The 25,591-nt window shown below is 73.7% G+C and carries 25 protein-coding genes; 19 read left to right on the top strand and 6 right to left on the bottom strand.

The genetic code is table 11. The annotated features are described in order from the left end of the window. The first annotated feature begins 41 nt into the window (after window positions 1–41). Together AB0C17_RS02260 and AB0C17_RS02255 are read left to right on the top strand one after the other, a co-directional pair. Window positions 42–815, top strand: coding sequence for an enoyl-CoA hydratase-related protein (locus tag AB0C17_RS02260; protein ID WP_357476279.1), 774 nt, complete (start codon window positions 42–44; stop codon window positions 813–815). A 70-nt stretch (window positions 816–885) separates the two neighbouring features. Continuing rightward, window positions 886–2,508 (top strand): acetolactate synthase, encoded by a 1,623-nt coding sequence (locus tag AB0C17_RS02255; protein WP_357388270.1) that lies wholly within the window; start codon window positions 886–888, stop codon window positions 2,506–2,508. A gap of 55 nt (window positions 2,509–2,563) precedes the next feature. On the opposite strand, the gene AB0C17_RS02250 is transcribed toward AB0C17_RS02255, so the two are convergent. Genes AB0C17_RS02250 through AB0C17_RS02240 form a run of 3 tightly spaced genes read right to left on the bottom strand, consistent with a single transcriptional unit; the run spans window position 2,564 to window position 3,671 of the window. Beyond that, a complete protein-coding gene (locus AB0C17_RS02250) occupies window positions 2,564–2,962 on the bottom strand; it encodes a PLD nuclease N-terminal domain-containing protein (RefSeq protein ID WP_357467066.1) in 399 nt (132 codons plus the stop codon). Between the two features lie 26 nt (window positions 2,963–2,988). Beyond that, window positions 2,989–3,288 carry a DUF202 domain-containing protein gene (locus AB0C17_RS02245; protein WP_357388266.1) on the bottom strand — a complete coding sequence of 100 codons (300 nt, stop codon included), beginning with the start codon at window positions 3,286–3,288 and terminating at the stop codon, window positions 2,989–2,991. Further along, window positions 3,285–3,671 carry a DUF202 domain-containing protein gene (locus tag AB0C17_RS02240; protein ID WP_357388264.1) on the bottom strand — a complete coding sequence of 129 codons (387 nt, stop codon included), beginning with the start codon at window positions 3,669–3,671 and terminating at the stop codon, window positions 3,285–3,287. The genes AB0C17_RS02245 and AB0C17_RS02240 overlap by 4 nt, the downstream gene beginning before the upstream one ends. Before the next feature lie 41 nt (window positions 3,672–3,712). On the opposite strand from AB0C17_RS02240, the gene AB0C17_RS02235 reads away from it, so the two are divergent. The 4 genes from AB0C17_RS02235 to AB0C17_RS02220 all read left to right on the top strand — a co-directional run bounded on the left by AB0C17_RS02235 (window position 3,713) and on the right by AB0C17_RS02220 (window position 6,845). Further along, window positions 3,713–4,510: a GNAT family N-acetyltransferase gene (locus AB0C17_RS02235; RefSeq protein WP_357388262.1), complete on the top strand. Its 798-nt coding sequence runs from the start codon at window positions 3,713–3,715 to the stop codon at window positions 4,508–4,510. Between the two features lie 2 nt (window positions 4,511–4,512). After that, window positions 4,513–4,917, top strand: a complete 405-nt coding sequence (locus AB0C17_RS02230; protein ID WP_357388260.1) for a hypothetical protein — start codon at window positions 4,513–4,515, stop codon at window positions 4,915–4,917. A 176-nt stretch (window positions 4,918–5,093) separates the two neighbouring features. Then, on the top strand, window positions 5,094–5,873 hold the full coding sequence (locus tag AB0C17_RS02225; protein ID WP_120571331.1) for an electron transfer flavoprotein subunit beta/FixA family protein: 780 nt from the start codon (window positions 5,094–5,096) through the stop codon (window positions 5,871–5,873). Between the two features lie 12 nt (window positions 5,874–5,885). Beyond that, entirely contained in the window at window positions 5,886–6,845 is a 960-nt protein-coding gene (locus AB0C17_RS02220; protein WP_013474293.1) for an electron transfer flavoprotein subunit alpha/FixB family protein, read from the top strand. 98 nt (window positions 6,846–6,943) lie between these two features. On the opposite strand, the gene AB0C17_RS02215 is transcribed toward AB0C17_RS02220, so the two are convergent. Further along, window positions 6,944–7,714 carry an anti-sigma factor gene (locus AB0C17_RS02215; protein WP_357388257.1) on the bottom strand — a complete coding sequence of 257 codons (771 nt, stop codon included), beginning with the start codon at window positions 7,712–7,714 and terminating at the stop codon, window positions 6,944–6,946. After that, entirely contained in the window at window positions 7,668–8,273 is a 606-nt protein-coding gene (locus AB0C17_RS02210; protein WP_357388255.1) for a sigma-70 family RNA polymerase sigma factor, read from the bottom strand. The genes AB0C17_RS02215 and AB0C17_RS02210 overlap by 47 nt, the downstream gene beginning before the upstream one ends. A gap of 240 nt (window positions 8,274–8,513) precedes the next feature. Here AB0C17_RS02210 and AB0C17_RS02205 point away from each other — a divergent pair, with 240 nt between their 5' ends. From AB0C17_RS02205 to AB0C17_RS02175, 7 genes are all read left to right on the top strand, one after another. Continuing rightward, a complete protein-coding gene (locus AB0C17_RS02205) occupies window positions 8,514–9,347 on the top strand; it encodes a DUF4397 domain-containing protein (RefSeq protein ID WP_357388253.1) in 834 nt (277 codons plus the stop codon). Continuing rightward, a complete protein-coding gene (locus AB0C17_RS02200) occupies window positions 9,344–10,015 on the top strand; it encodes a class F sortase (RefSeq protein ID WP_357388251.1) in 672 nt (223 codons plus the stop codon). The genes AB0C17_RS02205 and AB0C17_RS02200 overlap by 4 nt, the downstream gene beginning before the upstream one ends. Window positions 10,016–10,113: 98 nt before the next feature. Continuing rightward, window positions 10,114–11,289, top strand: a complete 1,176-nt coding sequence (locus AB0C17_RS02195; protein WP_357467073.1) for a cysteine desulfurase family protein — start codon at window positions 10,114–10,116, stop codon at window positions 11,287–11,289. A gap of 37 nt (window positions 11,290–11,326) precedes the next feature. Further along, window positions 11,327–12,403: a tRNA 2-thiouridine(34) synthase MnmA gene (gene mnmA, locus AB0C17_RS02190; RefSeq protein WP_357467078.1), complete on the top strand. Its 1,077-nt coding sequence runs from the start codon at window positions 11,327–11,329 to the stop codon at window positions 12,401–12,403. 30 nt (window positions 12,404–12,433) lie between these two features. After that, window positions 12,434–13,438 (top strand): methionine synthase, encoded by a 1,005-nt coding sequence (locus AB0C17_RS02185; RefSeq protein WP_357467081.1) that lies wholly within the window; start codon window positions 12,434–12,436, stop codon window positions 13,436–13,438. Between the two features lie 37 nt (window positions 13,439–13,475). Further along, complete coding sequence (locus tag AB0C17_RS02180; protein WP_210898758.1) at window positions 13,476–13,844, top strand: VOC family protein; 369 nt, start codon at window positions 13,476–13,478, stop codon at window positions 13,842–13,844. Window positions 13,845–13,870: 26 nt separating this feature from the next. Continuing rightward, a complete protein-coding gene (locus AB0C17_RS02175) occupies window positions 13,871–14,908 on the top strand; it encodes an ADP-ribosylglycohydrolase family protein (RefSeq protein WP_357388243.1) in 1,038 nt (345 codons plus the stop codon). A gap of 123 nt (window positions 14,909–15,031) precedes the next feature. On the opposite strand, the gene AB0C17_RS02170 is transcribed toward AB0C17_RS02175, so the two are convergent. Next, a complete protein-coding gene (locus AB0C17_RS02170; protein ID WP_357467086.1) occupies window positions 15,032–15,658 on the bottom strand; it encodes a type II toxin-antitoxin system PemK/MazF family toxin in 627 nt (208 codons plus the stop codon). A gap of 183 nt (window positions 15,659–15,841) precedes the next feature. On the opposite strand from AB0C17_RS02170, the gene ligA reads away from it, so the two are divergent. The 6 genes from ligA to gatB all read left to right on the top strand — a co-directional run bounded on the left by ligA (window position 15,842) and on the right by gatB (window position 25,591). Beyond that, complete coding sequence (gene ligA, locus AB0C17_RS02165; protein WP_357467089.1) at window positions 15,842–17,995, top strand: NAD-dependent DNA ligase LigA; 2,154 nt, start codon at window positions 15,842–15,844, stop codon at window positions 17,993–17,995. A gap of 151 nt (window positions 17,996–18,146) precedes the next feature. Continuing rightward, entirely contained in the window at window positions 18,147–20,723 is a 2,577-nt protein-coding gene (locus AB0C17_RS02160) for an EAL domain-containing protein (protein ID WP_357388237.1), read from the top strand. Window positions 20,724–20,829: 106 nt separating this feature from the next. Further along, window positions 20,830–21,135 carry an Asp-tRNA(Asn)/Glu-tRNA(Gln) amidotransferase subunit GatC gene (gatC, locus tag AB0C17_RS02155; RefSeq protein ID WP_013284468.1) on the top strand — a complete coding sequence of 102 codons (306 nt, stop codon included), beginning with the start codon at window positions 20,830–20,832 and terminating at the stop codon, window positions 21,133–21,135. A gap of 23 nt (window positions 21,136–21,158) precedes the next feature. After that, window positions 21,159–22,634, top strand: a complete 1,476-nt coding sequence (gene gatA / locus AB0C17_RS02150; RefSeq protein WP_357476412.1) for an Asp-tRNA(Asn)/Glu-tRNA(Gln) amidotransferase subunit GatA — start codon at window positions 21,159–21,161, stop codon at window positions 22,632–22,634. Window positions 22,635–22,827: 193 nt separating this feature from the next. Continuing rightward, window positions 22,828–23,976, top strand: a complete 1,149-nt coding sequence (locus tag AB0C17_RS02145) for a putative Ig domain-containing protein (RefSeq protein WP_357388235.1) — start codon at window positions 22,828–22,830, stop codon at window positions 23,974–23,976. A 121-nt stretch (window positions 23,977–24,097) separates the two neighbouring features. Beyond that, window positions 24,098–25,591 (top strand): Asp-tRNA(Asn)/Glu-tRNA(Gln) amidotransferase subunit GatB, encoded by a 1,494-nt coding sequence (gene gatB / locus AB0C17_RS02140; RefSeq protein WP_357388233.1) that lies wholly within the window; start codon window positions 24,098–24,100, stop codon window positions 25,589–25,591.

Genomic DNA, 25,591 nt, shown 5'->3' with positions numbered 1-25,591 from the left:
GTAAGGTTGGCACGCGACTTCGACGAGGAAGTGAGGGCAGCGTGGGCGAGTTCGTCAGGCTGGAAGTGAAGGACGGCATCGGCACCATCCGGCTGGAGCGGCCGCCGATGAACGCGCTCAACACCCAGGTGCAGGAGGAGTTGCGCGCCGCCGCCGCCGCGGCCACCGCCGACGCCGAGGTCCGCGCCGTCATCGTGTACGGCGGCGAGAAGGTCTTCGCGGCCGGTGCGGACATCAAGGAGATGGCCGCCATGTCCTACGTGGACATGGCGGAGCGCGCCGCCGACCTGTCCAGCGCGCTCGGCGCGATCTCCCGCATCCCCAAGCCGGTCGTCGCCGCGATCACCGGGTACGCGCTCGGCGGCGGCTGCGAGCTGGCGCTGGCCTGCGACTGGCGGATCGTCGCCGAGGACGCCAAGCTCGGCCAGCCGGAGATCAAGCTCGGCATCATTCCGGGCGCCGGCGGCACCCAGCGGCTGGCCCGCCTGGTCGGCCCGGCCCGCGCCAAGGACCTGATCATGACCGGGCGGATGGTCGACGCCGCCGAGGCACTGCGGATCGGCCTGGCCGACCGGGTGGTGCCCGCCGCCGAGGTCTACGACGCCGCGGTGGCGTACGTGAAGCCGTTCCTGACCGGGCCGGCGCAGGCGCTGCGCGCGGCGAAGGCGGCCGTGGACGCGGGTCTGGACATGGACCTCACCTCGGGCCTGGCCTGGGAGAGCCAGCTCTTCGCGGCGCTGTTCGCCACCGACGACCGGCGCGAGGGCATGGCCGCGTTCGTGGAGAAGCGCAAGCCGGGCTTCACCGGCCGCTGACGCGAGAGCTGTTCACATCCGCGCTACCGGCCAGTAGCGTGACCCCGGTCGGTCGATGAAGGGGAATGGCATGACGGAACGGGTCGAGGGCCACGGCGGCGATCTGGCGCTCGCGGCACTACGCGCGCACGGCGTACGGGAGATGTTCACGCTCTCCGGCGGGCACGTCTTCCCGCTCTACGACGCCGCGCACAAGGCGGGCTTCCCCCTCTACGACGTGCGGCACGAGCAGTCCGCCGTGTTCGCCGCCGAGGCGGTGGCAAAGCTCCAGCGCCGCCCCGGCCTGGCCGTGCTCACCGCCGGCCCCGGCGTCACGAACGGCGTCTCCGGCCTGACGAGCGCGTTCTTCAACGCCTCGCCGGTGCTGGTGCTCGGCGGCCGGGCCCCGCAGTTCCGCTGGGGCTCGGGCAGCCTCCAGGAGATGGACCACCTGCCGCTGGTCGCGCCGGTCACCAAGCACGCCGAGACGGTGTTCAGCGCCGACGACATCCCGCGCGCGGTCTCGGCGGCACTGACCACCGCGCTCACCCCGCACCGCGGCCCGGTGTTCCTGGACTTTCCGCTGGAGGCGGTCTTCTCCGTCGGCGACGCCGACCTGCCGGCGGTCACGCCGCCGGCGCCGATCGAGCCGGACCCGGACGAGGTGGCGAAGGCGGCCCGTCTGATCGCCGGCGCGTCCCGGCCGGTGATCATCGCCGGCTCCGACGTGTACGCGGGCGACGCGGTCGAGGCGCTTCGTGCCGCCGCCGAGTCGCTGCGGGTGCCGGTGTTCACGAACGGCATGGGCCGGGGCGCGCTGCCGCCGGAGCACCCGCTCGCCTTCGCCAAGGCCCGCCGGGTCGCGCTCAAGGGCGCCGACGTGGTCGTGGTGATCGGCACCCCGCTGGACTTCCGGCTCTCCTTCGGCGACTTCGGCGACGCCCAGGTCGTGCACGTCGTGGACGCGCCCAGCCAGCGGGCCGGGCACGTCCAGCCGGCCGCCGCGCCGGCCGGTGACCTGCGGCTGGTCCTCGGCGCGTTCGCCGACCACGCCGGTGACCGGGCCGACCACGCCGACTGGATCGCCGAGCTGCGGACCGCCGAGGACGCGGCGAAGGCCCGCGACGCTGAGGAGATGGCGGCCGAGACCGACCCGATCCGGCCGGCCCGGATCTACGGCGAGCTGCGCAAGGCGCTCGCGCCCGATGCCATCACCATCGGGGACGGCGGCGACTTCGTGTCGTACGCCGGGAGGTACCTGGAGCCGGCCCAGCCCGGCACCTGGCTCGACCCCGGCCCGTACGGGTGCCTCGGCACCGGCATGGGCTACGCCATGGGCGCCCGGGTCAGCCACCCGGACCGGCAGATCTGCGTGCTGATGGGCGACGGCGCGGCCGGCTTCTCGCTGATGGACGTGGAGTCGCTGGCCCGGCAGAAGCTGCCGGTGGTGATCGTGGTCGGCAACAACGGCATCTGGGGGCTGGAGAAGCACCCGATGCGGGCGATGTACGGCTACGACGTGGCCGCCGACCTCCAGCCGGGGCTGCGCTACGACAAGGTGGTCGAGGCGCTCGGCGGCGCGGGCGAGACGGTGGAGAAGGCCACCGACCTCGGGCCCGCGTTGGGGCGCGCGTTCGACTCGGGCGTGCCGTACCTGGTGAACGTGCTGACCGACCCGGCAGACGCGTACCCCCGCTCGTCGAACCTGGCCTGAACACGACGCGTGCGGGCCGTCGGCCGGGTGACCGGCGGGCGGCCCGCGGCGCGTGTCAGACCTCGGGGCGGTCCCTGTCGTCCGGGCGGCCGCGCAGCTCCTCCTCGCGGCGGCGCAGGTCCTTCTCCCACAGCCGCAGCCGTTCCTCGTCCTCGCGGCGGGACCGCTCGGCGAGCGAGGCGAGGAACTCCGGGTCGTCGTCGGGGGCGAGCGGGCGGCGAGCCGGAGCGGGGGTGCCGGCCGTGCCGGCGACGCCCGCGATCCCGGCCGGGCGTTCGCGGCCCACCAGGAACCAGGCGATCGAGCCGACCAGCGGGAAGAAGAGAATGATCAGCACCCAGATCATCCGGGGCAGCGCCTTGACCTTCTCCTCGTCGGCGGAGAGGCAGCTGATCAGCGCGACGACGGCAAGGACGACCTGAGCCAGGAACAGCAGCACGAAGAGGCGGGGCATGCCCCATGATGGCTCACCCGGACACGTCAGTGCACCCCGCCGAGCACATGCGCCACGCCGAGCACCGCGAGTCCGGCCGCGCCGAGCGCGGTCAGCGGCACCGACCAGCTGTCGAGCCGGCGTGGCCCGGTGCCGGTGGCCCGGTGCCACGTCACCACCAGCACGGCGAGCCAGATCACCACCGCGACCCCGGTCAGTGCCGCGTCCACGGCCCGGCCGTGGAAAGCCGGCCGGAGCTGGAGCAGCAGCACCGCGGTGAGCGTGAGCAGTGTCCGCCGCCAGGCCAGCCGGGTGCGTTCGGGTTGCAGGCCGGGGTCGCGGGTCACCCCGCGCCGCCCAGCAGCACGGCCGCCACCAGCACCAGCGCGCCGACCGCGACGACGAGCGCCAGGACGGCCGGGAAGCGGGACGCGGGCAGCTCCTCGTTCAGCCGCATGGCGCGTTCGGTGCGTGCCCAGTGGTCGACCGCCCGGATCGAGACGGTCGCGCCGAGCAGCAGCAGCGCGACGGCGAGCGCCTCGCGCAGGTGGGCCAGGCGCAGCGGCGGGAGGAACTGCGCGGCGGCCAGCCCGCCCGCCACCAGCGCGAGACCCGTCCGCAGCCAGGCCAGGAACGTCCGTTCGTTCGCCAGCGAGAAGCGGTAGTCCGGCGGGGTGCCGACCGAACGCAGCTCACCCTGGTCGAACCAGCTCTTGATCGACTCCCACACGCTGCCGATTATCCGCTTTACCCCGCGCCTAGCCTGGGTGGATGACCGATCTTGACGCGCGCGGGCTGCGCGACGCCTACGACGCCCAGATCCGACCGGAGCTGCCGGACCCGCTGCCGGACGGTGTGACGGTGGAGCGGGACGGCCCGCTGTTCCGCGTGCTCGGCCTGGACCACCGTGGCTTCCTCACCTACCGGACGCTCGACGGCCTGGCCGGTGCCGAGCTGGACGCGCTGATCGCCCGGCAGGTCGAGTTCTTCCGGGCCCGGGGCGAGTCGGTCGAGTGGAAGCTCGCCGGTCACGACGAGCCGGCCGACCTGGGCGACCGGCTGCGCGCGGCCGGCTTCGTGCCGGAGGGCCAGGAGACGGTGGTGGTCGGCCCGGTCGCGCCGCTCGCCGCCGCCGTCCCGGTGCTCCCCGAGGGGGTACGCCTGCGCGAGGTCACCGGCCGGGCCGACCTGGAGCGGATCGCCGCCATGGAGGAGGAGGTCTGGCAGTCCGACCGCAGTCACCTGGTGTACGGGCTGGCCCGGGAGATCGAGGCCGACCCGCAGTCGATCACGATCGTGGTGGCGGAGGCGGGCGGGACGGTGGTCAGCGCCGGCTGGGTCCGCTACCAGCGCGGCACCGGCTTCGCCAGCCTCTGGGGCGGCTCGACGCTGCCGCGGTGGCGTCGGAAGGGCGTCTACCGGGCGCTGGTGGCGTACCGGGCGCGGCTGGCGCAGCAGCGTGGCAAGACGCTCCTGCAGGTGGACTGCTCCCCGGACAGCCGGCCCATCCTGGAGCGGCTCGGACTCGTTGCGGTCACCACCTCCACGCCGTACGTCTACACTCCGTGATCATGGAACGGTTGACGGCGGACGAGCGGCTCACCCTGAAGACCGGTGCGTTCGGGGCCGTGTTCCTGGTCTCCAACGCCGTACCCGGCGTGCTGGCCATGGTGCGGGAGAGCTTCGCCGCCTCGGGCGCGCTCGCCGAGGTGGGGGGCGTGGTCAAGGAGGCGCTGACCACCGGTCCGCTGCCGCAGATCCCCCGCGACTCGGCCCTGGAGGTCGAGTCGGTGGTGCTGCCCGCGCTCGGCCGGTCGGTGGAGATCCTGCGCACCAAGTCGCCGGGCGACGTCGAGACGTACCGCTCGGTGGTGCTGGCCGCGGCGGAGCGGGTGGCACTGGCGCACCGGGGGATCGAGCCGGCCGAGGCGGCGGCGATCGAGAAGATCCGGCAGGCGCTGAGCGAGGCGGCCTGACGGTCGTGAGTTGCGTCACTCCGGGCCGCCGGGGTGGGCATGCTACTTGCGGGTAACATTGCCTCGTGGGGAAGTGCACAGCAACCCGCGGTTGACCCACGTTGCGTCACGCGGGAGGCTGCGCCCGTGACCGGGCGAGTGATCGCTACACCAAACAGGAGGGTCGTCGAAGCGCGATGAACATCGTCGTACTCGTCAAGCAGGTGCCCGATTCGGGCGCGGACCGCAACCTGCGTTCTGACGACAACACCGTCGACCGCGGTTCGGCGAACAACGTCATCAACGAGATGGACGAGTACGCCATCGAGGAGGCGTTGAAGATCAAGGAGGCGCACGGCGGCGAGGTCACCATCCTGACCATGGGTCCGGACCGGGCGACCGAGTCGATCCGCAAGGCGCTCTCCATGGGCCCGGACAAGGCCGTCCACGTCGTCGACGACGCCCTGCACGGCTCCTGCGCGGTGGCCACCTCGAAGGTGCTGGCCGCCGCCCTCGGGCAGCTCAACGCCGACCTGGTCATCTGCGGCGCCGAGTCGACCGACGGCCGGGTCCAGGTCATGCCGCACATGATCGCCGAGCGGCTGGGCGTCGCCGCCCTGACCGGCGCGCGCAAGCTCACCGTCGACGGGGCGAACCTGACCGTCGAGCGGCAGACCGAGGAGGGCTACGAGGTGGTCACCGCCTCGACCCCGGCCGTGGTCTCCGTCTGGGACACCATCAACGAGCCGCGCTACCCGTCGTTCAAGGGCATCATGGCGGCCAAGAAGAAGCCGGTGCAGACGCTCTCCCTGGGCGACCTGGGCGTGGCCCCGGCCGAGGTGGGCTTCGACGGCGCCACCAGCGCCGTGGTCGAGCACTCCAAGCGCCCGCCGCGCTCCGGCGGCGAGAAGATCACCGACGAGGGCGAGGGCGGCGTGAAGCTGGTCGAGTTCCTCGCCACCGAGAAGTTCGTGTGAGAGGTCTGGGACATGTCTGAGGTTCTCGTCGTCGTCGAAGCCACGAAGGAATTCGGCGTCAAGAAGGTCACCCTGGAGATGCTCACCCTCGCCCGCGAGCTGGGCACCCCGAGCGCCGTCGTACTCGGTGGCGCCGGCGCCGCCGAGGCGCTGAGCGCCAAGCTGGGCGAGTACGGCGCGGAGAAGATCTACGCCGCCGAGGGTGAGGAGATCGACGGCTACCTGGTGGCCCCCAAGGCCACAGTGGTCGCCGAGCTGGTCAAGCGCGTCCAGCCGGCCGCCGTGCTGCTCGCCTCCTCGCAGGAGGGCAAGGAGATCGCCGCCCGCCTCGCGGTCAAGCTGGACAACGGCATCCTGACCGACGTGGTCGGCCTGGCCGCCGACGGCACCGCCACCCAGGTGGCGTTCGCCGGCTCCACCATCGTCAAGTCCAAGGTCACCAAGGGCCTGCCGCTGGTCACCGTCCGGCCGAACTCGCTCAACCCGGCCCCGGCCGCGGCCACCCCGGCGGTCGAGCAGCTCACCGTGTCGGTCACCGACGCGGACAAGCTCGCCAAGGTCGTCGAGCGGGTCGCCGAGCAGAAGGGCTCCCGCCCCGAGCTGACCGAGGCGTCGGTCGTCGTCTCCGGCGGTCGCGGTGTCGGCAACGCCGACAACTTCAAGCTGGTCGAGGAGATGGCCGACCTGCTCGGTGGCGCGGTCGGCGCGTCCCGCGCCGCGGTCGACTCCGGCTACTACCCGCACCAGTTCCAGGTCGGCCAGACCGGCAAGACGGTCTCCCCGCAGCTCTACGTCGCGCTGGGCATCTCCGGCGCGATCCAGCACCGGGCCGGCATGCAGACCTCGAAGACCATCGTCGCGGTGAACAAGGACGCCGAGGCGCCGATCTTCGAGCTGGCCGACTACGGCGTGGTCGGCGACCTGTTCAAGGTCGTCCCGCAGGCCGCCGAGGAGATCCGCAAGCGCAAGTGAGCGTCGCGTGCGAGAAGGCCGCCGCCCGGATCACCGGGCGGCGGCCTTTCCTCGTGGGGAGCTGATCGGCGGGCCGGGGAGCTGAGCCGGCCCGCCGATCAGCCCGTCAGGGTGCCCCTCAGCAGGCTGTCGCCGGAGTGACGGGCGTTGTTGTCGTACTGCTCCGCGCTGATGTCGACGACGGTGTAGGTGCGCAGGTCGATGTTGCCGGGGATCGGCAGGAGAGCGTCCCCCGAACCGTTGCTCAGCGTACCCACGGAGAGCATCTCCATCGTCTTCGGATCGATCAGCCAGACCTCGTAGTACCCCGGAACGCTCGGGAGATTCGCGACGTGCAGATGCAACCGGTTGTCGCCGAGCACCCGGGCGTCGCCGGAGGCGTCCTTCGGCGTCGACCCGAACGCCGCGAGCGGCGCGCTCGCCACCACCTGCGGCTGGGGATCGGCCTGCTCGCCGCCGCCGCCGAGCACCGCTGCGGTGCCGGCGACGCCGATCACCGCGGCGGCGGTGGCGGTGACCGCTGTGGTCGCCCAGGCGGGCCAGCGCCGGCTGCGGCGCGAACGACCTGCGACGGCGGGTACGGCGGCCCGCTCCACCGGGTCGGCCGGGCGCGGCAGGCGCCTGTCGGTCAGCGCCGGCAGTTCCTCGGCGGCCCGGATCTCGGCGACGATGCCCTGCCAGATGTGCTCCGGCGGGTCGGGCAGGTCGGCCAGGCCCTGGGTGCCCGCGCCGAGCCCGGCGACGTGCTGGAGCGTCTCCATCTCGCCCCGGCAGTGGTCGCAGGTGTCCAGATGGGTGGCCTCACCGTCAGCCGCCTCGCTCTCACCGAGCGCCAGAAAGACCAGCCGGTCGTGGTCCAGGTGCTGCACCGTCCACCTCCCATCTGCGTTTCAGGCTCTGCATGCCGCGTCTGATGTGACTCTTCACCGTGCCGAGCGGCACTCCGGTCACGGCCGCGATCTGCTGGTGTGTCAGGTCGTCGTAGAACGCCAGCTCCAGCATCCGGCGCTGGTCGTCGGGGAGCCGGGCCAGCTCGTCGGCGACCACCAGCCGGTCGACCACGGTGTCCGGGTCGGGGCCGGTGGAGACCGGCTCGGGCAGTTGCTTCACCGTCTCGACCACCCGGGTCTCCCGGGCCGCGGCCCGGATCCGGTCGACCACCTTGCGCCGCCCGATCCCGAGCAGCCAGCCGACCAGTGAGCCCTTCGCCGGGTCGAACGTCTCCCGGCCCAGCCAGGCGGCGACGAACGTCGCCTGGGTCACGTCCTCGGCGTCGCTGCGGTTCACGAGCGTCGTGGTGGCCAGGTGCAGCACCGCTCGGCCGAACCTGTCGTACGCCTCTCGCAGGGCGGCCTCGTCGCCGTCGCGGAACCGGACGGCGAGGTCGTCCTCGCCCGGCGGTTCGGGGCCCTGCCTCGCCGCCGTCACCGGGCGGCTCGCCTTCCGTGGGGCATGCCCGACTGTAACTCCCACAGCCCCCGCCCCACTCTCCCGGTGTGTCGGTCACGACCCTCGTCACCTCTCCTTCGTCGCCGGAGGGTCCGGCGGATGCGCCCGGAGACGGGAAAAAGAAATCCGATCCGGGCGCATCCGGGTGCGACGGAGCCGGCGTAACCCGTTCTGCAAGCCAGGCCTGACGAATCAGCATCAACCACCAGGAGGCAGACAATGCAGTACGCGATGTTCCGTCGGGTCGCCGCGGGCGGCGCGGTGGCCGCCCTCACCTTCGCCGGCGTCGGCGCGGCCACCATGAGCCCGGCCTACGCCGCCTCGTCGAAGGTCTCCGTGGTCCACGGCATCCCGGACACCCCTGTCGACGTGTACGTCAACGGCGAGAAGACGCTTGACAACTTCAAGCCCGGCGACGTCGCGGGCCCGCTCACCCTGCCCGAGGGGGAGTACGACATCGCCCTGACCAAGCCGGGTGAGGCGATCGACAAGGCGATCCTGAAGGTGGACGACGCCGAGGTGCCGGGCGGGGCGAACATCAGCCTCGCCGCGCACCTGAGCGCCGACGGCAAGCCGCGGATCACCCCGTTCGTCAACGACGTGTCCAAGGTGGGCGCCGGCAAGGCCCGGCTGATCGTCCGGCACACCGCCGCCGCCCCGGCCGTCGACGTGCGGGCCGGCGGCACGCCGGTCTTCGAGGACCTGACCAACCCGAAGGAGGCCAAGGCGGACGTGGCCGCCGGCTCGGTCAAGGCGGACGTGGTGCTCGCCGGCACCGACACCGTCGCCATCGGCCCGGCCGACCTGAACCTGAAGGAGGGCACCGCCACCATCGTCTACGCGATCGGCTCGGCCGAGGCAAAGAACCTGAGCGTGGTCGCCCAGACCATCAACGGCCTGCACTCGGCGCCGGGCGGCGTGCCCAGCGGCACCGGCGGTCAGGCCGGCACCGGCGTGGACACCTGGTGGTACGTGCTGGCCGGGGCCGGCGTCCTGCTCCTGGTCGGCGGCTCGGCGCGGGTGGCGGCAACCGCCCGGGCCGGTCGCCGGTGACGGTGCGCAACCGCGGGGCGCTGGCGGCGATGGCCGCCGGCGCCGCCGCGCTCACCCTGGCGGGTGTGGTGGCGTGCGGGTCCGGCAGCGCCGAGGACGTCGGTGGCGACGAGGTGACAGCGTTGTCCGGCGCCACGCCCACACCCACACCGGCCGCTGCGGCGAGCGGCGGCGGATCGGTCCCGGTGAACCCGGGCACGCTGCCCGCCGACAACGAGATCGTGCCGCCGGTGAAGCTGAGCATCCCGCCGATCCGGGTCACCGCCACTGTCAACCCGGTGGGCGTCAACGAGCGCACCGACGAGTTCGAGGTGCCGCCCAGCGTGGACCGGGTCGGCTGGTACCGCTACGGCCCGGGCCTGGAGGCCGGCGCCGGGTCGGTGGTGATCGCCGGGCACGTGGACAGCGCCGAGCAGGGCAAGGGGGCGTTCTTCCGGCTGCGTGAGCTGGACCAGGGGGACAAGCTCACCGCCACCGGCTCGGACGGCCGCGAGCGCGCCTACCGGGTGGTCGCCCGCGAGGAGTACCGGAAGTCGAAGATCCCGCTGGAGCGGTACTTCGCCCGCGACGGCAAGCCCCGCCTCACGCTCATCACCTGCGGCGGGCCGTTCGACGCGAAGACCCGCAGCTACCGGGACAACATCGTGGTCACGGCCGTTCCCGCGTGATCGTGGCCGTTCCCGCGTGAGCGGGCCGGACCGCCCCGGGTGGGACGGGGCGGTCCGGCCCCCGGCTCCGGGTGCGCAGGCCGTTAGGCTGAACCGTGATGGCATACCTTGATCACGCGGCGACGACCCCGATGCTGGACGAGGCACTCGAGGCGTACGTCGCCGTCGCCCGCGAGGTCGGCAACGCGTCGTCGCTGCACGCGGCGGGACGCCGGGCCCGGCGCCGGGTGGAGGAGTCCCGTGAGCGGGTGGCGGCCGTGCTGGGCGCCCGCCCCTCCGAGGTGATCTTCACCGGCGGCGGTACGGAGAGCGACAACCTCGCCGTGAAGGGCATCTTCTGGGCCCGTCGCGCCGACCGGGCCGAGCGGGTCCGGGTGGTCTCCAGCGCGGTCGAGCACCACGCCGTACTGGACGCGGTGGACTGGCTGGTCGAGCACGAGGGCGCGCGGGCCGGCCGGCTTCCGGTCGACGCCGCTGGGCGGCTCGATCCGGAACGGCTGCGCGCCGAGCTGGCCGAGCACGGCGAGCGCGTCGCTGTGGTCACCGCCATGTGGGCGAACAACGAGGTGGGCACCGTCCAGCCGGTGGCCGCGCTGGCCGCCGTCGCCGCCGAGCACGGTGTGCCGTTCCACACCGACGCCATCCAGGCGGTCGGGCAGGTGCCTGTCGACTTCGCCGCCAGCGGTGTGTCGGCGCTCACCGTGACCGGGCACAAGCTCGGCGGGCCGACCGGCGTGGGCGCGCTGCTGCTGGCCCGCGACGTGGCGGCCACCCCGCTGCTGCACGGCGGCGGCCAGGAGCGCGACGTGCGCTCCGGCACGCTCGACACGGCCGGCATCGTCGCGTTCGCTGTCGCCGTCGAGGCCGCGGTGAAAGGCCAGCAGGAGTACGCCGCACGCGTCGCCGCGCTCCGCGACGAGCTGGTCGAGCGGGTGCGGCAGGCGGTCCCCGAGGTGATCTTCAACGGTGACCCGGCCGACCGGCTCCCCGGCAACGCGCACTTCTCCTTCCCCGGCTGCGAGGGCGACGCGCTGCTGCTGCTGCTGGACGCCCAGGGCATCGCCTGCTCGACCGGCTCGGCCTGCTCGGCCGGCGTGGCCCAGCCCTCGCACGTGCTGCTGGCGATGGGCGCCGACGACGACCGGGCCCGGTCCTCGCTGCGCTTCACGCTCGGGCACACCAGCACCGGCGCGGACGTGGACGCGCTGATCGCCGCGCTGCCCGCCGCGGTGGAACGGGCCCGCCGCGCGGCCGCTCTGCGTACGCCCCGCTGACCCGGATACGCTCGGTGAGGACGAGGGGAGTGGGCCGGTGAGGGTTCTGGCGGCGATGTCGGGCGGGGTGGACTCCGCCGTCGCGGCGGCACGGGCGGTGGAGGCCGGGCACGACGTGACGGGCGTGCACCTGGCGCTGGCCCGCAACCCGCAGACGTACCGCACCGGCGCCCGGGGCTGTTGCACGCTTGAGGACTCCCGGGACGCCCGGCGGGCCGCCGACGTGCTCGGCATCCCGTTCTACGTCTGGGACATGGCCGACCGGTTCCACGAGGACGTGGTGGACGACTTCGTGGCCGAGTACGCCGCCGGGCGTACCCCGAATCCCTGCCTGCGCTGCAACGAGAAGATCAAGTTCGCGGCGGTGCTGGACCGGGCGGTCGCCCTGGGCTTCGACGCGGTGGTGACCGGCCACCACGCCCGGCTCGGCCCGGACGGCCTGCTGCGGCGCAGCGTCGACCTCGCCAAGGACCAGTCGTACGTGCTGGCGGTGCTGACCCGCGCGCAGCTCGACCGGTCGATCTTCCCGCTCGGCGACTCGACGAAGGCCGACGTGCGCGCGGAGGCCGCCCGGCGCGGCCTCGCCGTGGCCGGCAAGCCCGACTCGCACGACATCTGCTTCATCGCCGACGGCGACACCCGAGGCTTCCTCGCCGAGCGCCTCGGCGAGGCCCCGGGGCAGGTGGTGGACGCGCTCACCGGCGCGGTGGTGGGCAGCCACAGCGGCGCCTACCAGTACACCGTCGGGCAGCGGCGCGGGCTGCACCTGGACCGCCCGGCGCCGGACGGCCGGCCGCGCTACGTCCTGTCGATCACCCCGACCACGAACACGGTGACGGTCGGCCCGGCCGAGGCGCTGGAGGTCTCCGACGTGCGCGCCGTCCGCCCGGTGTGGACCGGCGGGCCGCGCCCGGAGGGGCCGGTCGAGTGCGAGGTGCAGCTGCGGGCCCACGGCGACGTGGTGCCGGCCGCCGTCGAGGTGGACGCCGACGGCCTGCGCGCGTCGCTGCGCCGCCCGGTCCGGGGTGTCGCCGCCGGTCAGGCGATCGTGGCCTACCGGCCGGACCCGGCCGGCGACGTGGTGCTCGGCTCCGCCACCATCACCGCTGCCTGACCGGCGACGGGCAGCGGATAGGCTGCGGCGGTGACTGAGCAGGCGTGGCCCTGGCCCACCGGTGCGGCGACGGGGATCGGGTCGCTGCCCGGCACCGACATCGCCGAGGCGCAGCGCATCGTGCTCGGCGAGCTGCCCGCCCTCCCGCACCTGCCCGAGCTGCCCGCCCGGGGGCCGGGCGCGGACCTCGTCGGCCGCACCGCCGGCCTGCTGGTCGAACTGCCTGTCGAGTTGTACGCGGCCCGCTGGCGGATCGCCCCGCGCCCGGGCCGGGATCTGCGCCGCGCCCGTGACCTGATGGAACGCGATCTCGACCAGCTCGCCGAGCAGGCCGAGGAGTACGCCGGCCCGGTGAAGGTCCAGGCCGCCGGCCCGTTCACCCTGGCCGCCGCGCTGGAGCTGCCGATCGGCGGCCGGATGCTGCGCGACCCGGGCGCGGTACGCGACCTCGCGGGCTCACTCGGTGAAGGGCTGCGCGGGCACGTCGAGGCGGTGACCCGGCGGCTGCCCCGCGCCTCGGTGCTGCTCCAGCTCGACGAGCCGTCCCTGCCGTCGGTGCTGGCCGGCCGGGTGCCCACCGAGAGCGGCTTCGGCACCCACCGCCCGGTCGAGACGGAGGTGGCTCGGGCGCTGCTGCGTGACGTGATCGAGGCGGCCGGCGTACCCGCGCTCGTGCACTGCTGCGCGCCGGACGTGCCGTTGGAGCTGATCCGCTCCGCCGGGGCGGTGGGCGTCGCCCTCGACCTGTCGCTGGTCACCCAGATCGACCCGCTCGGCGAGGCGATCGACGCCGGGCTCGGGCTGCTGGCCGGCGCCGCGCCGACGCTGCCGCCGCCGTCCGGCCGGGCGCCGACGTCGGCCGAGGTCGCCGACCGGGTCCGCCGGGTCTGGGACCAGCTCGGCTTCCCCCGCCGCCGGCTGGCCGAGCAGGTGGTGGTCACCCCCGCGTGCGGCCTGGCCGGTGCCACCCCGGGGTACGCCCGCGCGGTGCTGACCGCCTGCCGCGACGCGGGCCGGCGTCTCGCCGAGGACTGACGTTTTTCCGTCGTACCCGCCGGGCACGATGACCGGCATGATTGGACGACTGCGTTCCACAGTGATCGACTGCCCCGATCCGCGTGCGCTCGCCGCCTTCTACGCCGAGCTGCTCGGCCTGCCCGTGGTGGAGGAGAACTCCGACGGCGACGAGTGGGTGGTGCTCGGCGGCCCGCCCGGGCACCAGCCGCGGGTGGCCTTCCAGAAGGCGCCCGGCCTGCGCGCCCCCGACTGGCCCGACCCGGCCCGGCCGCAGCAGCTCCACCTGGACGTGACTGTCGACGACATCGAGGCGGCCGAGAAGGCGGCGCTGGCGCTGGGCGCGCGGCGGCTGCCCGGCGAGGGGGAGGGCTTCCGGGTCTACGCCGACCCGGCCGGCCACCCGTTCTGCCTCTGCTGGGACTGATCTTCCGCGACTTGCGCGGCGGAGGCATGATCACCGGCGTGACCGCCTCCACCGCCACCGGCCGCGCCGCCGGTTCGCTGTTCGGCCTGGCCTACGGCGACGCCCTGGGCAAGCCCACCGAGTTCCTCACCGTCACCGAGATCGTCCGGCGCTACGGTCCGGCCGGTCCGCGCGAGCTGACCGGCGATCCGGCCCTGGTCACCGACGACACCCAGATGGCGCTGGCCGTGGCGTGGGCGCTGCACGACGCGCCCGCGTACACGGCCGGGGCGGTGGAGCCGCTGCTGCGGCAGCGCTTCGTCGACTGGTCGGTCAGCCCGGAGAACAACCGTGCCCCCGGCATGACCTGCCTGCGGGCCTGCGCCGAACTGGCCCGGGGCACCCGCTGGCAGGAGGCCACCGTGGCGGGCTCGAAGGGCTGCGGTGCGAACATGCGTGTCACCCCGGTCGGGCTGCTCGACGTCGACCTGGACACCATGGCCGGGCTGGCCCAGCTCCAGGCCGGTCTCACCCACGGCCACCCGACCGGGCTGGCGGCCAGCGAGCTGACCGCGTACGCGGTCCGGCTGCTGCGCGACGGCGCGGCGCTGCCGGAGCTGCCGGGCCTGCTCACCGAGCGGGCCCGGGAGCAGCGCACCGTCTACCGGGACGACTGGCTCGGTGACCTGTGGCAGCGGTCCGGCGAGAGCAGCGCGGCCGGGTTCGTCGCCCAGGGCTGGGACGACTGCCTGCACGTGCTGGGCCGGCTGGAGGCGGCGCTGGCCCGCCCGGACGACGGCGGCGACCCGTGCCGGTTCACCGGCGAGGGCTGGATCGCCGAGGAGGCGCTGGCCACCGCGCTGCTCTGCGCGCTGCGCCACAGCGACGACCCGGTCGGCGCGCTGGCCCGGGGCGCCACCACCGCCGGTGACTCGGACTCCATCGCCGCGCTGGCCGGCGCGTTCGTCGGGGCCGCGTACGGCACGGCCGCCTGGCCTGCCGGATGGGCCGGCCGGATCGAGTACGCGGGCCAGCTCACCGCGCTCGCCGCCGCGTTCGAGGGGGATACGCCCGGCGCGGGGTGACACGGCGGCGATCGGGGGGATCGCCCGCGTGGCGCGCAACCGGTCCGGGTTCCGGCAGTCGTCGACCGACACGGCGGTTTGCCCGGGTTCGTCGCGGGTGCGGCCGGGCCGGGGGCGGCTCGCTCAGCCGGTGAGGTGGCTCAGCCGGCGCACACCCCGCCACAGGTCCGGGTCGCAGGTGCCGGCCCGGTCGGCGAACGCGTCGAGCGGCACCGGGATCGGCTCGCTGACGTCGAGGAAGCTGTCGTGGTCGGCGTCCGGATCCCAGTCCCGGGTCGGGATCGGCAGGTGGTCGTCCCGATCCGACTTGTCCTGGCTGGTGATCTTCAATACCTCGGCGTCCCCGCCGTCGACCCGCAGCACCAGGCAGGGGCGCACCTTCGAGCCGGTCCCGTCGGCGTAGGGCACGTCGGCCCACCAGATCTCCCCGGGCCGGGGCTCGTCCCGGTCCGCCCGCCCGGCCGCACGTGGCCGCGGCGGCGCCGCGGTGCGGTCACCACGTGACCCGGCGCCGGCCCGGTCGCCGCGACGCGCGCCGCCGGGCCGTCCACCACCGGGCCGGTCGGTGCCGGTCCGACCGCCGCCCGGTCCGCCGGTCCGGCTGCCACGACCGGTGCCCGGCCGCCGCCCGTCGGACCGGCCACGTGTCCCGGCGGCGCGTTCGGCCGCCCGGCGGCGCCACTCGTTCCACAACCAGCCCGCCGCGACACAGGCCACGATCACCAGCGCCCAGATCACCCCGTCGCGCATCCGCCGCCCGCCTCCCGACCGTTGCCGCCCAGTGCCGCCGACGCGATCGTCGCACGCCGGGGGCCGCCCCGCCCGGGTGGCGCGACGCGTGCCGGTCCGCCCTGCTCGGCGCGGGTGGCCGGACGACTGTCAGTCCCGACCGCTACGGTTCTCGGGTAGCACCGACACGGGAGGTCGACAGCGGTGTCCGAAGGCGGCGGCGTGTCCGAAGAAGTGGTTCCCACAGCGGCCGACGCGGCCCAGGAGGCGGCGGCGGGGGCCGAGCCGACCCCGGCCGCGCGGGAGCGGCACGCCACGCTCAGCCAGGAGCTGACCGAGCACCAATACCGCTACTACGTGCTGGACGCGCCGACCATCACCGATGCGGAGTTCGACAGGCAGCTGCGGGAGCTGGAGGCGCTGGAGGCGGAATACCCGGCGCTGCGCACCCCCGACTCGCCCACCCAGCGGGTCGGCGGCACCTTCTCCACCGACTTCACCCCGGTCGCGCACGCCGAGCGGATGCTCTCGCTCGACAACGCCTTCGCCGACGAGGAGCTGGCCGCCTGGGCCGACCGGGTCGAGCGCGACGCGGGCGGCCCGGTGCCCTACCTGTGTGAGCTGAAGGTCGACGGGCTCGCCATCAACCTGACCTACGAGAAGGGCCGGCTGGTCCGCGCCGCCACCCGGGGCGACGGCCGCACCGGCGAGGACGTCACCGCCAACGTGCGCAGCATCAAGGGCGTGCCGGCCCGGCTGACCCCGGCCGACGGCTTCCCCGACGTGCCGGAGTTCCTGGAGGTGCGCGGCGAGATCTACTTCCCGGTGGCCGCGTTCGCCGACCTGAACGCGAGCCTGGTCGAGCAGGGCAAGGCGCCGTTCGCCAACCCGCGCAACGCCGCCGCCGGCAGCCTGCGGCAGAAGGACCCACGGGTGACCGCCTCCCGCCCGCTGCGCCTGGTGGTGCACGGCATCGGCGCCCGCACCGGCTACCGCCCGGCCGCGCAGTCCGAGTCGTACGCGGCGCTCAAGGCGTGGGGACTGCCCACCAGTGACAGGTGGAAGGTGGTGGACGACCTGGCCGGAGTGGCGGAATACATCGCCTACTACGGCAAGCACCGGCACGACGTCGAGCACGAGATCGACGGCGTGGTGGTCAAGGTCGACCCGGTCTCCATCCAGGGCCGTCTCGGCTCGACCAGCCGGGCGCCCCGCTGGGCGATCGCCTTCAAATACCCGCCCGAGGAGGTCAACACCAAGCTGCTCGACATCGACGTCAACGTCGGGCGCACCGGCCGGGTCACCCCGTTCGCCGTCCTCGAACCGGTCCGGGTGGCCGGTTCCACTGTCGCGCTGGCGACCCTGCACAACGCCCGTGAGGTCGAGCGCAAGGGCGTGCTCATCGGCGACACGGTGGTGCTGCGCAAGGCCGGCGACGTGATCCCCGAGGTGCTCGGCCCGGTGGTCGAGCTGCGTCCGGCCGACGCCCGCCCGTTCGTCATGCCGACCACCTGCCCGGCCTGCGGCACACCGCTCGCGCCGGCCAAGGAGAGCGACGTCGACATCCGCTGCCCCAACGGGCGGGCCTGCCCCGGCCAGATTCGCGAGCGGGTCTTCTACCTGGCCAGCCGCAAGGTGCTCGACATCGAGGTGCTCGGCGAGAAGGGCGCGGCGGCGCTGCTGGACGCCGAGATCATTACCAACGAGGGCGACCTGTTCCAGCTCGACGCCGAGCAGTTGAGCCGGTCGCCGTTCTTCGTCAACAAGGACGGCAGCCTCGGCAGCAACGCCACCAAACTGCTCGACAACCTCGCCGAGGCCAAGGAACGCGACCTGTGGCGGGTGCTGGTGGCGCTCTCCATCCGGCACGTCGGCCCGACCGCCGCGCAGGCGCTCGCCCGGCACTTCCGCTCCATCGCGGCGATCGAGACCGCGGGCGAGGAGGAACTGTCCTCGGTGGACGGCGTCGGCCCGACGATCGCGGCCAGCCTGAAGGAGTGGTTCGCCGTCGACTGGCACCGCGAGGTGGTGCGCAAGTGGGCCGAGGCGGGCGTACGGATGGCCGAGGAGGCCGCCGACGAGGGTCCGCGACCGCTCGACGGCGTCACAGTGGTGGTCACCGGCACGTTGAGTGGGTTCAGTCGCGACCAGGCGGCCGAGGCGATCCAGGCCCGGGGCGGCAAGGTGACCGGCTCGGTCTCCAAGAAGACCGGTTTCGTGGTGGTCGGCGACAATCCCGGCTCCAAGGCAGACAAGGCCGCCACCCTGAAACTGCCGATCCTCGACGAGGACGGCTTCCGCGTTCTGCTCGACTCCGGCCCCGACGCCGCCCGCGAGGTGGCCCGGGTGGAGGGCTGACGGGCTGGTCACGGCGAACGCCGGCGGATACCAAGTTAATTACGACTACGACCGATTCGTGACTGTCGTGTCGGGGAAACCGCCTCGGAGGGCGTTTCATTGGCGTACGACGCGTGACGGCGCGCGCCAGGACGTTCCCCCGGGAGGTGCGATGGAGACCGGCGATCCGCGTAACTCCGTCCCGCCCGGGCGGAGCGGGCCGTTCTTCGGCTTCGTCGGCGCGATCGGCGCGGTCGCCCTACTGGTGTCGGCCGTGCCGCTCGTCAGGCTCGCCGACCGCCTGACCGAGCTGCCGGCGGCCTTCTGGACCATGGCGGCGCTCGCCGTCGCCTGCGACGCGCGCCCGTTCGTCCCGCCCGGCCGGCGGCAGACCTCGGCGGTGTTCCCGTCGACCTGCTTCACCTTCGCGATCCTGCTCGGCTGGGGCCTCGGTCCGGCCGTCGCGGTGCAGGCCGTGGCGGTCGCGGTCAGCGGCTGGCGGCTCGGGTACGCCCCCTGGCGCACCGGCTTCAACGCCGCCCAGTACGCGTGCGCGCTCGCCGCCGCGTACGCAGTCACCCGGCTCGGCCCGGGCGAGCTGTTCGACGACGGCGGGCTGCGCTGGACCGACGTGGCGGCGGTGGGTGGCGCGACGGTGGCCTGGTTCGTGGTCAACTACGGGCTGGTCAGCTCCGCGGTCCGGTTGCGCTTCGGGGACCGGTGGTGGCCGAGCTTCCGCAGCGGCCTTGCCTACGAGCTGCTGGCCACCGGTTCGCTGCTGCTGCTGGCCCCGGTCCTGGTGGCCGCCGCCCGGGCCAGCGCGGCGTTGATCCCGCTGGTGCTGGTGCCGCTGTTCGCGGTCTACCGGATGGCCCGGCTCTCCGACGAACGGGAACATCTCGCCGACGTGGACCCGCTCACCGGGCTGCCCAACCGCAAGGCGCTGCTGACCGAGGTGGCCGAGCAGGTGCACCTGCACGGCGAGCGGGCCGCCCGGGGCGCGCCGGACGCGCACCTGGCGCTGCTGCTGCTCGACCTCGACCGGTTCAAGCACGTGAACGACGCGCTCGGGCACGCGGTGGGAGACCGCCTCCTGGTCGAGGTGAGCGCCCGGCTGATGGGCGCGGTCGGCGGCGGCGACATGGTGGCGCGGCTCGGCGGCGACGAGTTCGCCATCGTGGTGCCCCGGCTCACCGACATCGACCAGGCGCGCGAGCGGGCCGACCGGGTGGTCGCCGCGCTCGCCGAGCCGGTGCCGCTGGACGGGCTGCCGCTGGACGTCGGCGGTGCCATCGGCATCGCGCTCTACCCCGACCACGGCGAGGACTTCGCGACCCTGATGCGCCACGCCGACGTGGCCATGTACGACGCGAAGCACCGCAACGACACGGTGGCGGTCTACGCGCCGGAGTCCGACCACAACTCGGCCGAGCGGCTGAGCCTGCTGGCCGACCTGCGGCGGGTGCTGGAGTCCGGCCCGTCCGCGTCGGCCGGGGAGACGGTGGGCGTACGCGGGGGTGACGGAGCGGCGCTGGAGCCGGCGCTGCCGGGCGCGCGACCGGCCCGGGCCGAGCGGCCGTCGCGCAACCAGCGCCCGGCGCGCGACGGAGGCCGGGGCGGCGGACGGGCGGGCGGGGGACGGTCCGGCGACGGGTCGAACCGGTGGCTGCGGCGCCGCCGGGACCGCGCGCAGGAGCGGCACGAGGACGACCTGATCGAGCGCATCCTCACCGGCGCCGACCCGATCCGCCGCCGGGCCGCTCCCGGTGGCGCCGCCGCCGGGCCGGTGGTCACGCCGTTCGTGGTCGGTGGCGGGGAAGCCACGCCGGACCGTGCCGACGGGACCGACGCCGCGCACGACGCGCAGGTGGCCGTCAGCACCGGTGCGCCGGGCGTCATCGGGCCGACCGCGGACGGGAGCGCCGCCGGCGGGCCGGAGGAGCAGGCCGGGCACCCGGGCGAGATCACCATGTACTACCAGCCACAGATCGCCATCGCCACCGGCGAGGTGGTGGGCGTCGAGGCGCTGCTGCGCTGGCGGCACCCGCGCCGGGGCATGGTCGACCCGGGCGAGCTGATCCAGGTCGCCGAGCAGAGCGCGGTGATGCGGCTGCTGACCCGCCGCGTGGTGGACGACGTGGTGGAGCAGCTCGCCAAGTGGTCGGCGGCCGGGCTCACGTTGCGTGCCGCGCTCAACGTCAGCGTCCGCGACCTGCACACCGGCGAGATCGCCGACCAGATCGCCGACCGGCTGACCCGGTACGGCGTGCCGCCGCAGCGGCTCCAGGTGGAGATCACCGAGGGCGCGCTGATGGCCGACCCACGGCGGGTGCTCGCCAGCATCACCCAGTTGCACCGGATCGGCGTCGGCATCGCGCTCGACGACTTCGGCACCGGCTACTCGTCGCTGCAACACCTGCGCCGGCTCCCGCTGTCCGAGGTGAAGGTGGACCGGTCGTTCGTCCTCGGAATGGCCGAGGACCCGGACGACGCGGCGATCGTCCGCTCGATGATCGAGCTGGCCGGGGCGCTCGGGCTGCGCGTGGTGGCCGAGGGCGTGGAGGACGAGCGCACCTGGCGGCTGCTGCACGCCGCCGGCTGCGACGTGGCGCAGGGCTGGTTCCACGCCCGGCCGATGCCGGCCGAGGACCTGGTGGCCTGGCTGTCCCGCTACCGTCCGGTGCGCCCGGCCGAGGCGGGCAGCCGTGGAGCTCCGGCGCCGGAGGGGGAGTCGAAGGCGTCGTCGTGACGGCGGGACAATAGACTCGCTCCGGTCACCGCGCGTCATCGAGCACGCCCGTACGCGCGGCCGGCCCACCGCCAGACGTCTCAGGACAGCCACGAAGGGGGCACCGATGGCCGCCATCTCCCGCGAGGAGGTCGCGCACCTCGCGCGACTGTCGCGGCTCGCCGTCACCGAGGAGGAGTTGGACACCTTCGCCGGCCAGCTGGATGTGATCCTCCAGTCGGTCGCGCAGGTCGGCGAGGTAGCCGCGGCGGACATCCCGCCGACGTCCCACTCCGTGCCGCTGACAAACGTGCTCCGCGAGGACGTGGTGCGGCCGGGCCTGACCCCGCAGGAGGCGCTGTCGGGCGCCCCCGACGCCGAGGAGCAGCGGTTCCGCGTCCCGCGGATCCTGGACGAGGATGTGGCCTCATGAGCGAGCGCAGCGGGAGTGCCGGCATGACCGACCTGACGAAGTTGAGCGCCGTCGAGATCGCCGGGCTGGTGGCGAGCGGCGAGACCTCCGCCGTCGAGGTCACCCGGGCGCACCTGGACCGGATCGGCGCCGTCGACGACCGGGTGCACGCGTTCCTGCACGTCGACACCGAGGGTGCGCTCGCCGCCGCGCGGTCGGTGGACGAGCGTCGCGCCGCCGGTGAGGAGCTGGGCCCGCTGGCCGGTGTGCCGGTCGCGGTGAAGGACGTGCTCACCACCAAGGGCGTGCCGACCACCGTCGGGTCGAAGATCCTGGAGGGCTGGCGCCCGCCGTACGACTCGACGATCGTCGAGCGGCTGCGCGCCGCCGGCACGGTGATGCTCGGCAAGACGAACATGGACGAGTTCGCGATGGGCTCCTCCACCGAATACTCGGCGTACGGGCCGACCCGTAACCCGTGGGACCTGGAGCGGATCCCGGGCGGCTCGGGCGGTGGCAGCGCGGCGGCGCTGGCCGCGTACGAGGCGCCGCTGTCGATCGGCTCGGACACCGGCGGCTCGATCCGCCAGCCCGGCGCGGTCACCGGCACCGTCGGCGCGAAGCCCACCTACGGCGGCACCTCCCGCTACGGCCTTGTGGCGTTTTCCTCGTCGCTGGACACCCCCGGCCCGTGCGCGCGTACCGTGCTCGACGCCGCGTTGCTGCACCAGGTGATCGGCGGTCACGACCCGCGCGACTCCACCTCGATCCCGGCACCGGTGCCGGACGTGGTGGCCGCGGCGCGGCTCGGCGCCACCGGCGACCTGACCGGCGTGAAGCTCGGCGTGGTCACCGAGTTCACCGGCGAGGGCGCGGAGCCGGGCGTGATGGCCGCGTTCCGCGAGTCGGTCGAGGCGCTGGCGAAGCTGGGCGCCGAGATCGTCGAGATCTCCTGCCCGCACTTCAAGTACGCGCTGCCGGCGTACTACCTGATCGCGCCGAGCGAGTGCTCCTCCAACCTGGCCCGGTTCGACGGCGTCCGGTTCGGCCTGCGGGTCGGCGACGACGGCAACCGGTCGCTGGAGGAGGTCATGTCGCTGACACGCGAGGCCGGTTTCGGCCCCGAGGTCAAGCGCCGCATCATGATCGGCACGTACGCGCTCTCGTCGGGCTACTACGACGCCTACTACGGCCAGGCGCAGAAGGTCCGCACCCTGATCACGCGGGACTTCACCAGCGCGTTCGAGCAGGTCGACGCGCTGATCTCGCCGACCACGCCGTTCGTGGCGTTCCCGATCGGGTCGCGCACCGCCGACCCGTACCAGATGTACCTGGCCGACCTGTTCACCATCCCGACGAACCTGTACGGCGGTCCGGCCATCTCGGTGCCGTGCGGCCTGTCCGACGGGCTCCCGGTCGGCTTCCAGATCATGGCGCCGACCATGGCCGACGACCGGATGTACCGGGTCGCCGCCGCGCTGGAGAACGCCGTCGGCACGCTCACCCCGCCGACGCTCTAGAAACCGGGGGTACGGAGGCGGGCCACCCGCCTCCGTACCGACACGGTGATCACCGAACAGCGGATTGCCACCTGTCACTGGCACTGGTCGAATAGGATTCGAGGCTGCTGGATCGACTGGACTACGGTCCGCTGGCGGATGCGAGCGGCTCCGATCGAGACCTGGATGTGCGATGGGGACACTTCGCCCGGTCATGGCCCTGACGATGGCCGTCGCGCTGCTGCTGGGTGTCGCCCAGCCGGCCACCGCGCAACCGGTCACCGCCGCCACCGAGACCGTCACCATCACCTCGGGTAAGCCCCGGTCGGTCATGGTCATCGGGCAGGTCTACGCGATCCACACGGTCGAGGCGACAGGCGGGACCGCGCCGTACCGGTTGTCGGTGGTCTCGGGCAGCCTGCCGCCGGGGATGCTGGTGGTGGGTACGTCGCTCGGTGGCGCGCCGACCACAGTCGGCACGTACACGTTCACGCTGCGGATGACCGATCAGAACGACCTCTTCGACGAGCAGACGGCGACGATCGAGGTACGCCAGCCGAAGGTCGTCATCACGTCCGGCAAGCCCCGGTCTCCCATGTACCTCGGCCGGGTGTACGCGATCCACACGGTCGAGGCGACAGGCGGCGCCGCGCCGTACGGGTTGTCGGTGGTCTCGGGCAGCCTGCCGCCGGGGATGCTGGTGGTGGGTACGTCGCTCGGCGGTGCGCCGACCACAGCCGGCACATACACGTTCACGCTGCGGATGACCGACAAGAACGGCCTCTTCGACGAGCAGGACGCCACCGTCGTCGTCGCCGTGGCGGCGACCGCCTTCACCTCCGGCGAACCGCCCGCCGCCACAGTCGGTAAGCACTACTCCTTCCGGTTCACCGCCGACGGCGACTCGGACATCGTGTTCGCCCTGGCCGCCGGGGCCCTGCCGGACGGCCTCACCCTCGACGAGAAGGGCCGGCTCAGCGGCACACCGGGCAGCGCCGGCACGTTCACCTTCACCGTCGCGGCGAAGGGGCACAGCACCAGCGCCACGAAGCAGGTGTCGCTGACCGTCGCCGCCCGGACCCCGGGCACCCCGACGGCGACCCCGACCGGCTGGACGCCCGCTCCGACCGACCCGACGGCCACGCCGACCGCGAGCGATCCGGCCGCCACGCCGTCGGAGGGCAGCCCGGCGACGCCCCAGCCGACGCCGTCACCGTCGAAGGCCAGTGGCACGTGGCTGCCGGCCACCGGGCCGGGTTCGCCGCTCGTGCTGCTGCTGTTGAGCGTCGTGGCCTTCTCCGTCGGCGGCATCCTGCTCGTGCTGGCGTACAACCGTCGTCGGACCTTCACCCCACCCGAGTGACGCCCGGGCCGGGCCGGGGCGTCGGGGCGGTCCACGCGGTGATCTCGAAGCCCGGCAGCGGGGTGGCCGGGCCAGCCGATTAGGCTGGAACGGTTCTGTCCGGATCGCGCCTGGAGCTCAGATGACGACGACACTGCCCGCGTACGACGAGGTCGTCGCGCGCTTCGAACCGGTGATCGGCCTGGAGACCCACGTCGAGCTGGGCACGAACACCAAGATGTGGTGCGGCTGCCCGACCGACTTCGGCGGCGAGCCGAACACCCGGGTCTGCCCGGTCTGCCTGGGCCTGCCCGGCTCGCTGCCGGTGGCGAACAAGGCCGCCATCGAGGCGACCATCCGGATCGGGCTGGCGCTGAACTGCTCCATCGCCGAGTGGTGCCGGTTCGCCCGGAAGAACTACTTCTACCCGGACATGCCGAAGAACTTCCAGATCAGCCAGTACGACGAGCCGCTGTGCTCCGACGGCTACCTGGACGTCGAGGTGAACGGCGAGCTGGTCCGCATCGGCATCGAGCGGGTGCACCTGGAGGAGGACACCGGCAAGACGCTGCACGTCGGCGGCGCCACCGGTCGCATCCACGGCGCCACCGAGTCGCTCGTCGACTACAACCGGGCCGGCATCCCGCTGGTGGAGATCGTCACCAAGCCGATTCCCGGCACCGGCGCGCTCGCGCCCGAGGTCGCCCGCGCGTACGTCGCCGAGCTGCGCGACGTGATCCGCTCGCTCGGCGTCTCCGACGTGCGGATGGAGGAGGGCTCGCTGCGCTGCGACGTCAACACGTCGCTGAACCGCCCGGGCGAGGAGTGGGGCACCCGCACCGAGACGAAGAACGTCAACTCGCTGCGCTCGGTCGAGCGGGCGGTGCGCTCGGAGATGCTGCGCCAGGCGTCGGTGCTGGAGGCCGGCGGCCGGATCACGCAGGAGACCCGGCACTTCCACGAGGACACCGGCGACACCACGTCGGGCCGGTCCAAGGAGACCGCCACCGACTACCGGTACTTCCCGGAGCCGGACCTGGTGCCACTCGCCCCCGACACCGCGTGGGTGGCCGAGCTGAAGGCCGCCCTGCCGGAGCTGCCGCGCCTGCGCCGCAAGCGGATCCAGCAGGACTGGGGCCTGTCCGACCTCGACATGCAGTCCGTGGTGAACGCGGGCGCGGTCGAGCTGATCGAGGCGACTGTGGCTGCCGGCGCGACCCCTGCGGCGGCCCGTAAGTGGTGGCTGGGTGAGCTGTCCCGCCGCGCCAACGAGACCGGCGTGGAGCTGGCCGACGTGGGCGCCACCCCGGCTCAGGTCGCCGAGCTTCAGGGCCTTGTCGACGCGGGCAAGCTCAACGACAAGCTGGCCCGTACCGTGCTGGAGGGCGTGGTGGCCGGCGAGGGCTCGCCGACCGAGATCATGACCAACCGCAACCTGGAGGTCGTCTCGGACACCGGCGCGCTCACCGCCGCCGTGGACGAGGCGATCGCGGCCAACCCGGCCATCGCCGACAAGATCCGCAGCGGCAAGGTCGCGGCGGCCGGCGCGCTGGTCGGCGCGGTCATGAAGACCACGCGCGGCCAGGCGGACGCGAAGACCGTCCGCGAGCTGATCCTGGCGCGCCTCGGCGCCTGA

This window comes from Micromonospora sp. NPDC048887 (assembly GCF_040649715.1).
Taxonomy (GTDB): Bacteria; Actinomycetota; Actinomycetes; order Mycobacteriales; family Micromonosporaceae; genus Micromonospora.
The sequence above is the reverse complement of the archived record's forward strand: the minus strand, read 5'-3'. Positions and strand labels throughout refer to the sequence as shown.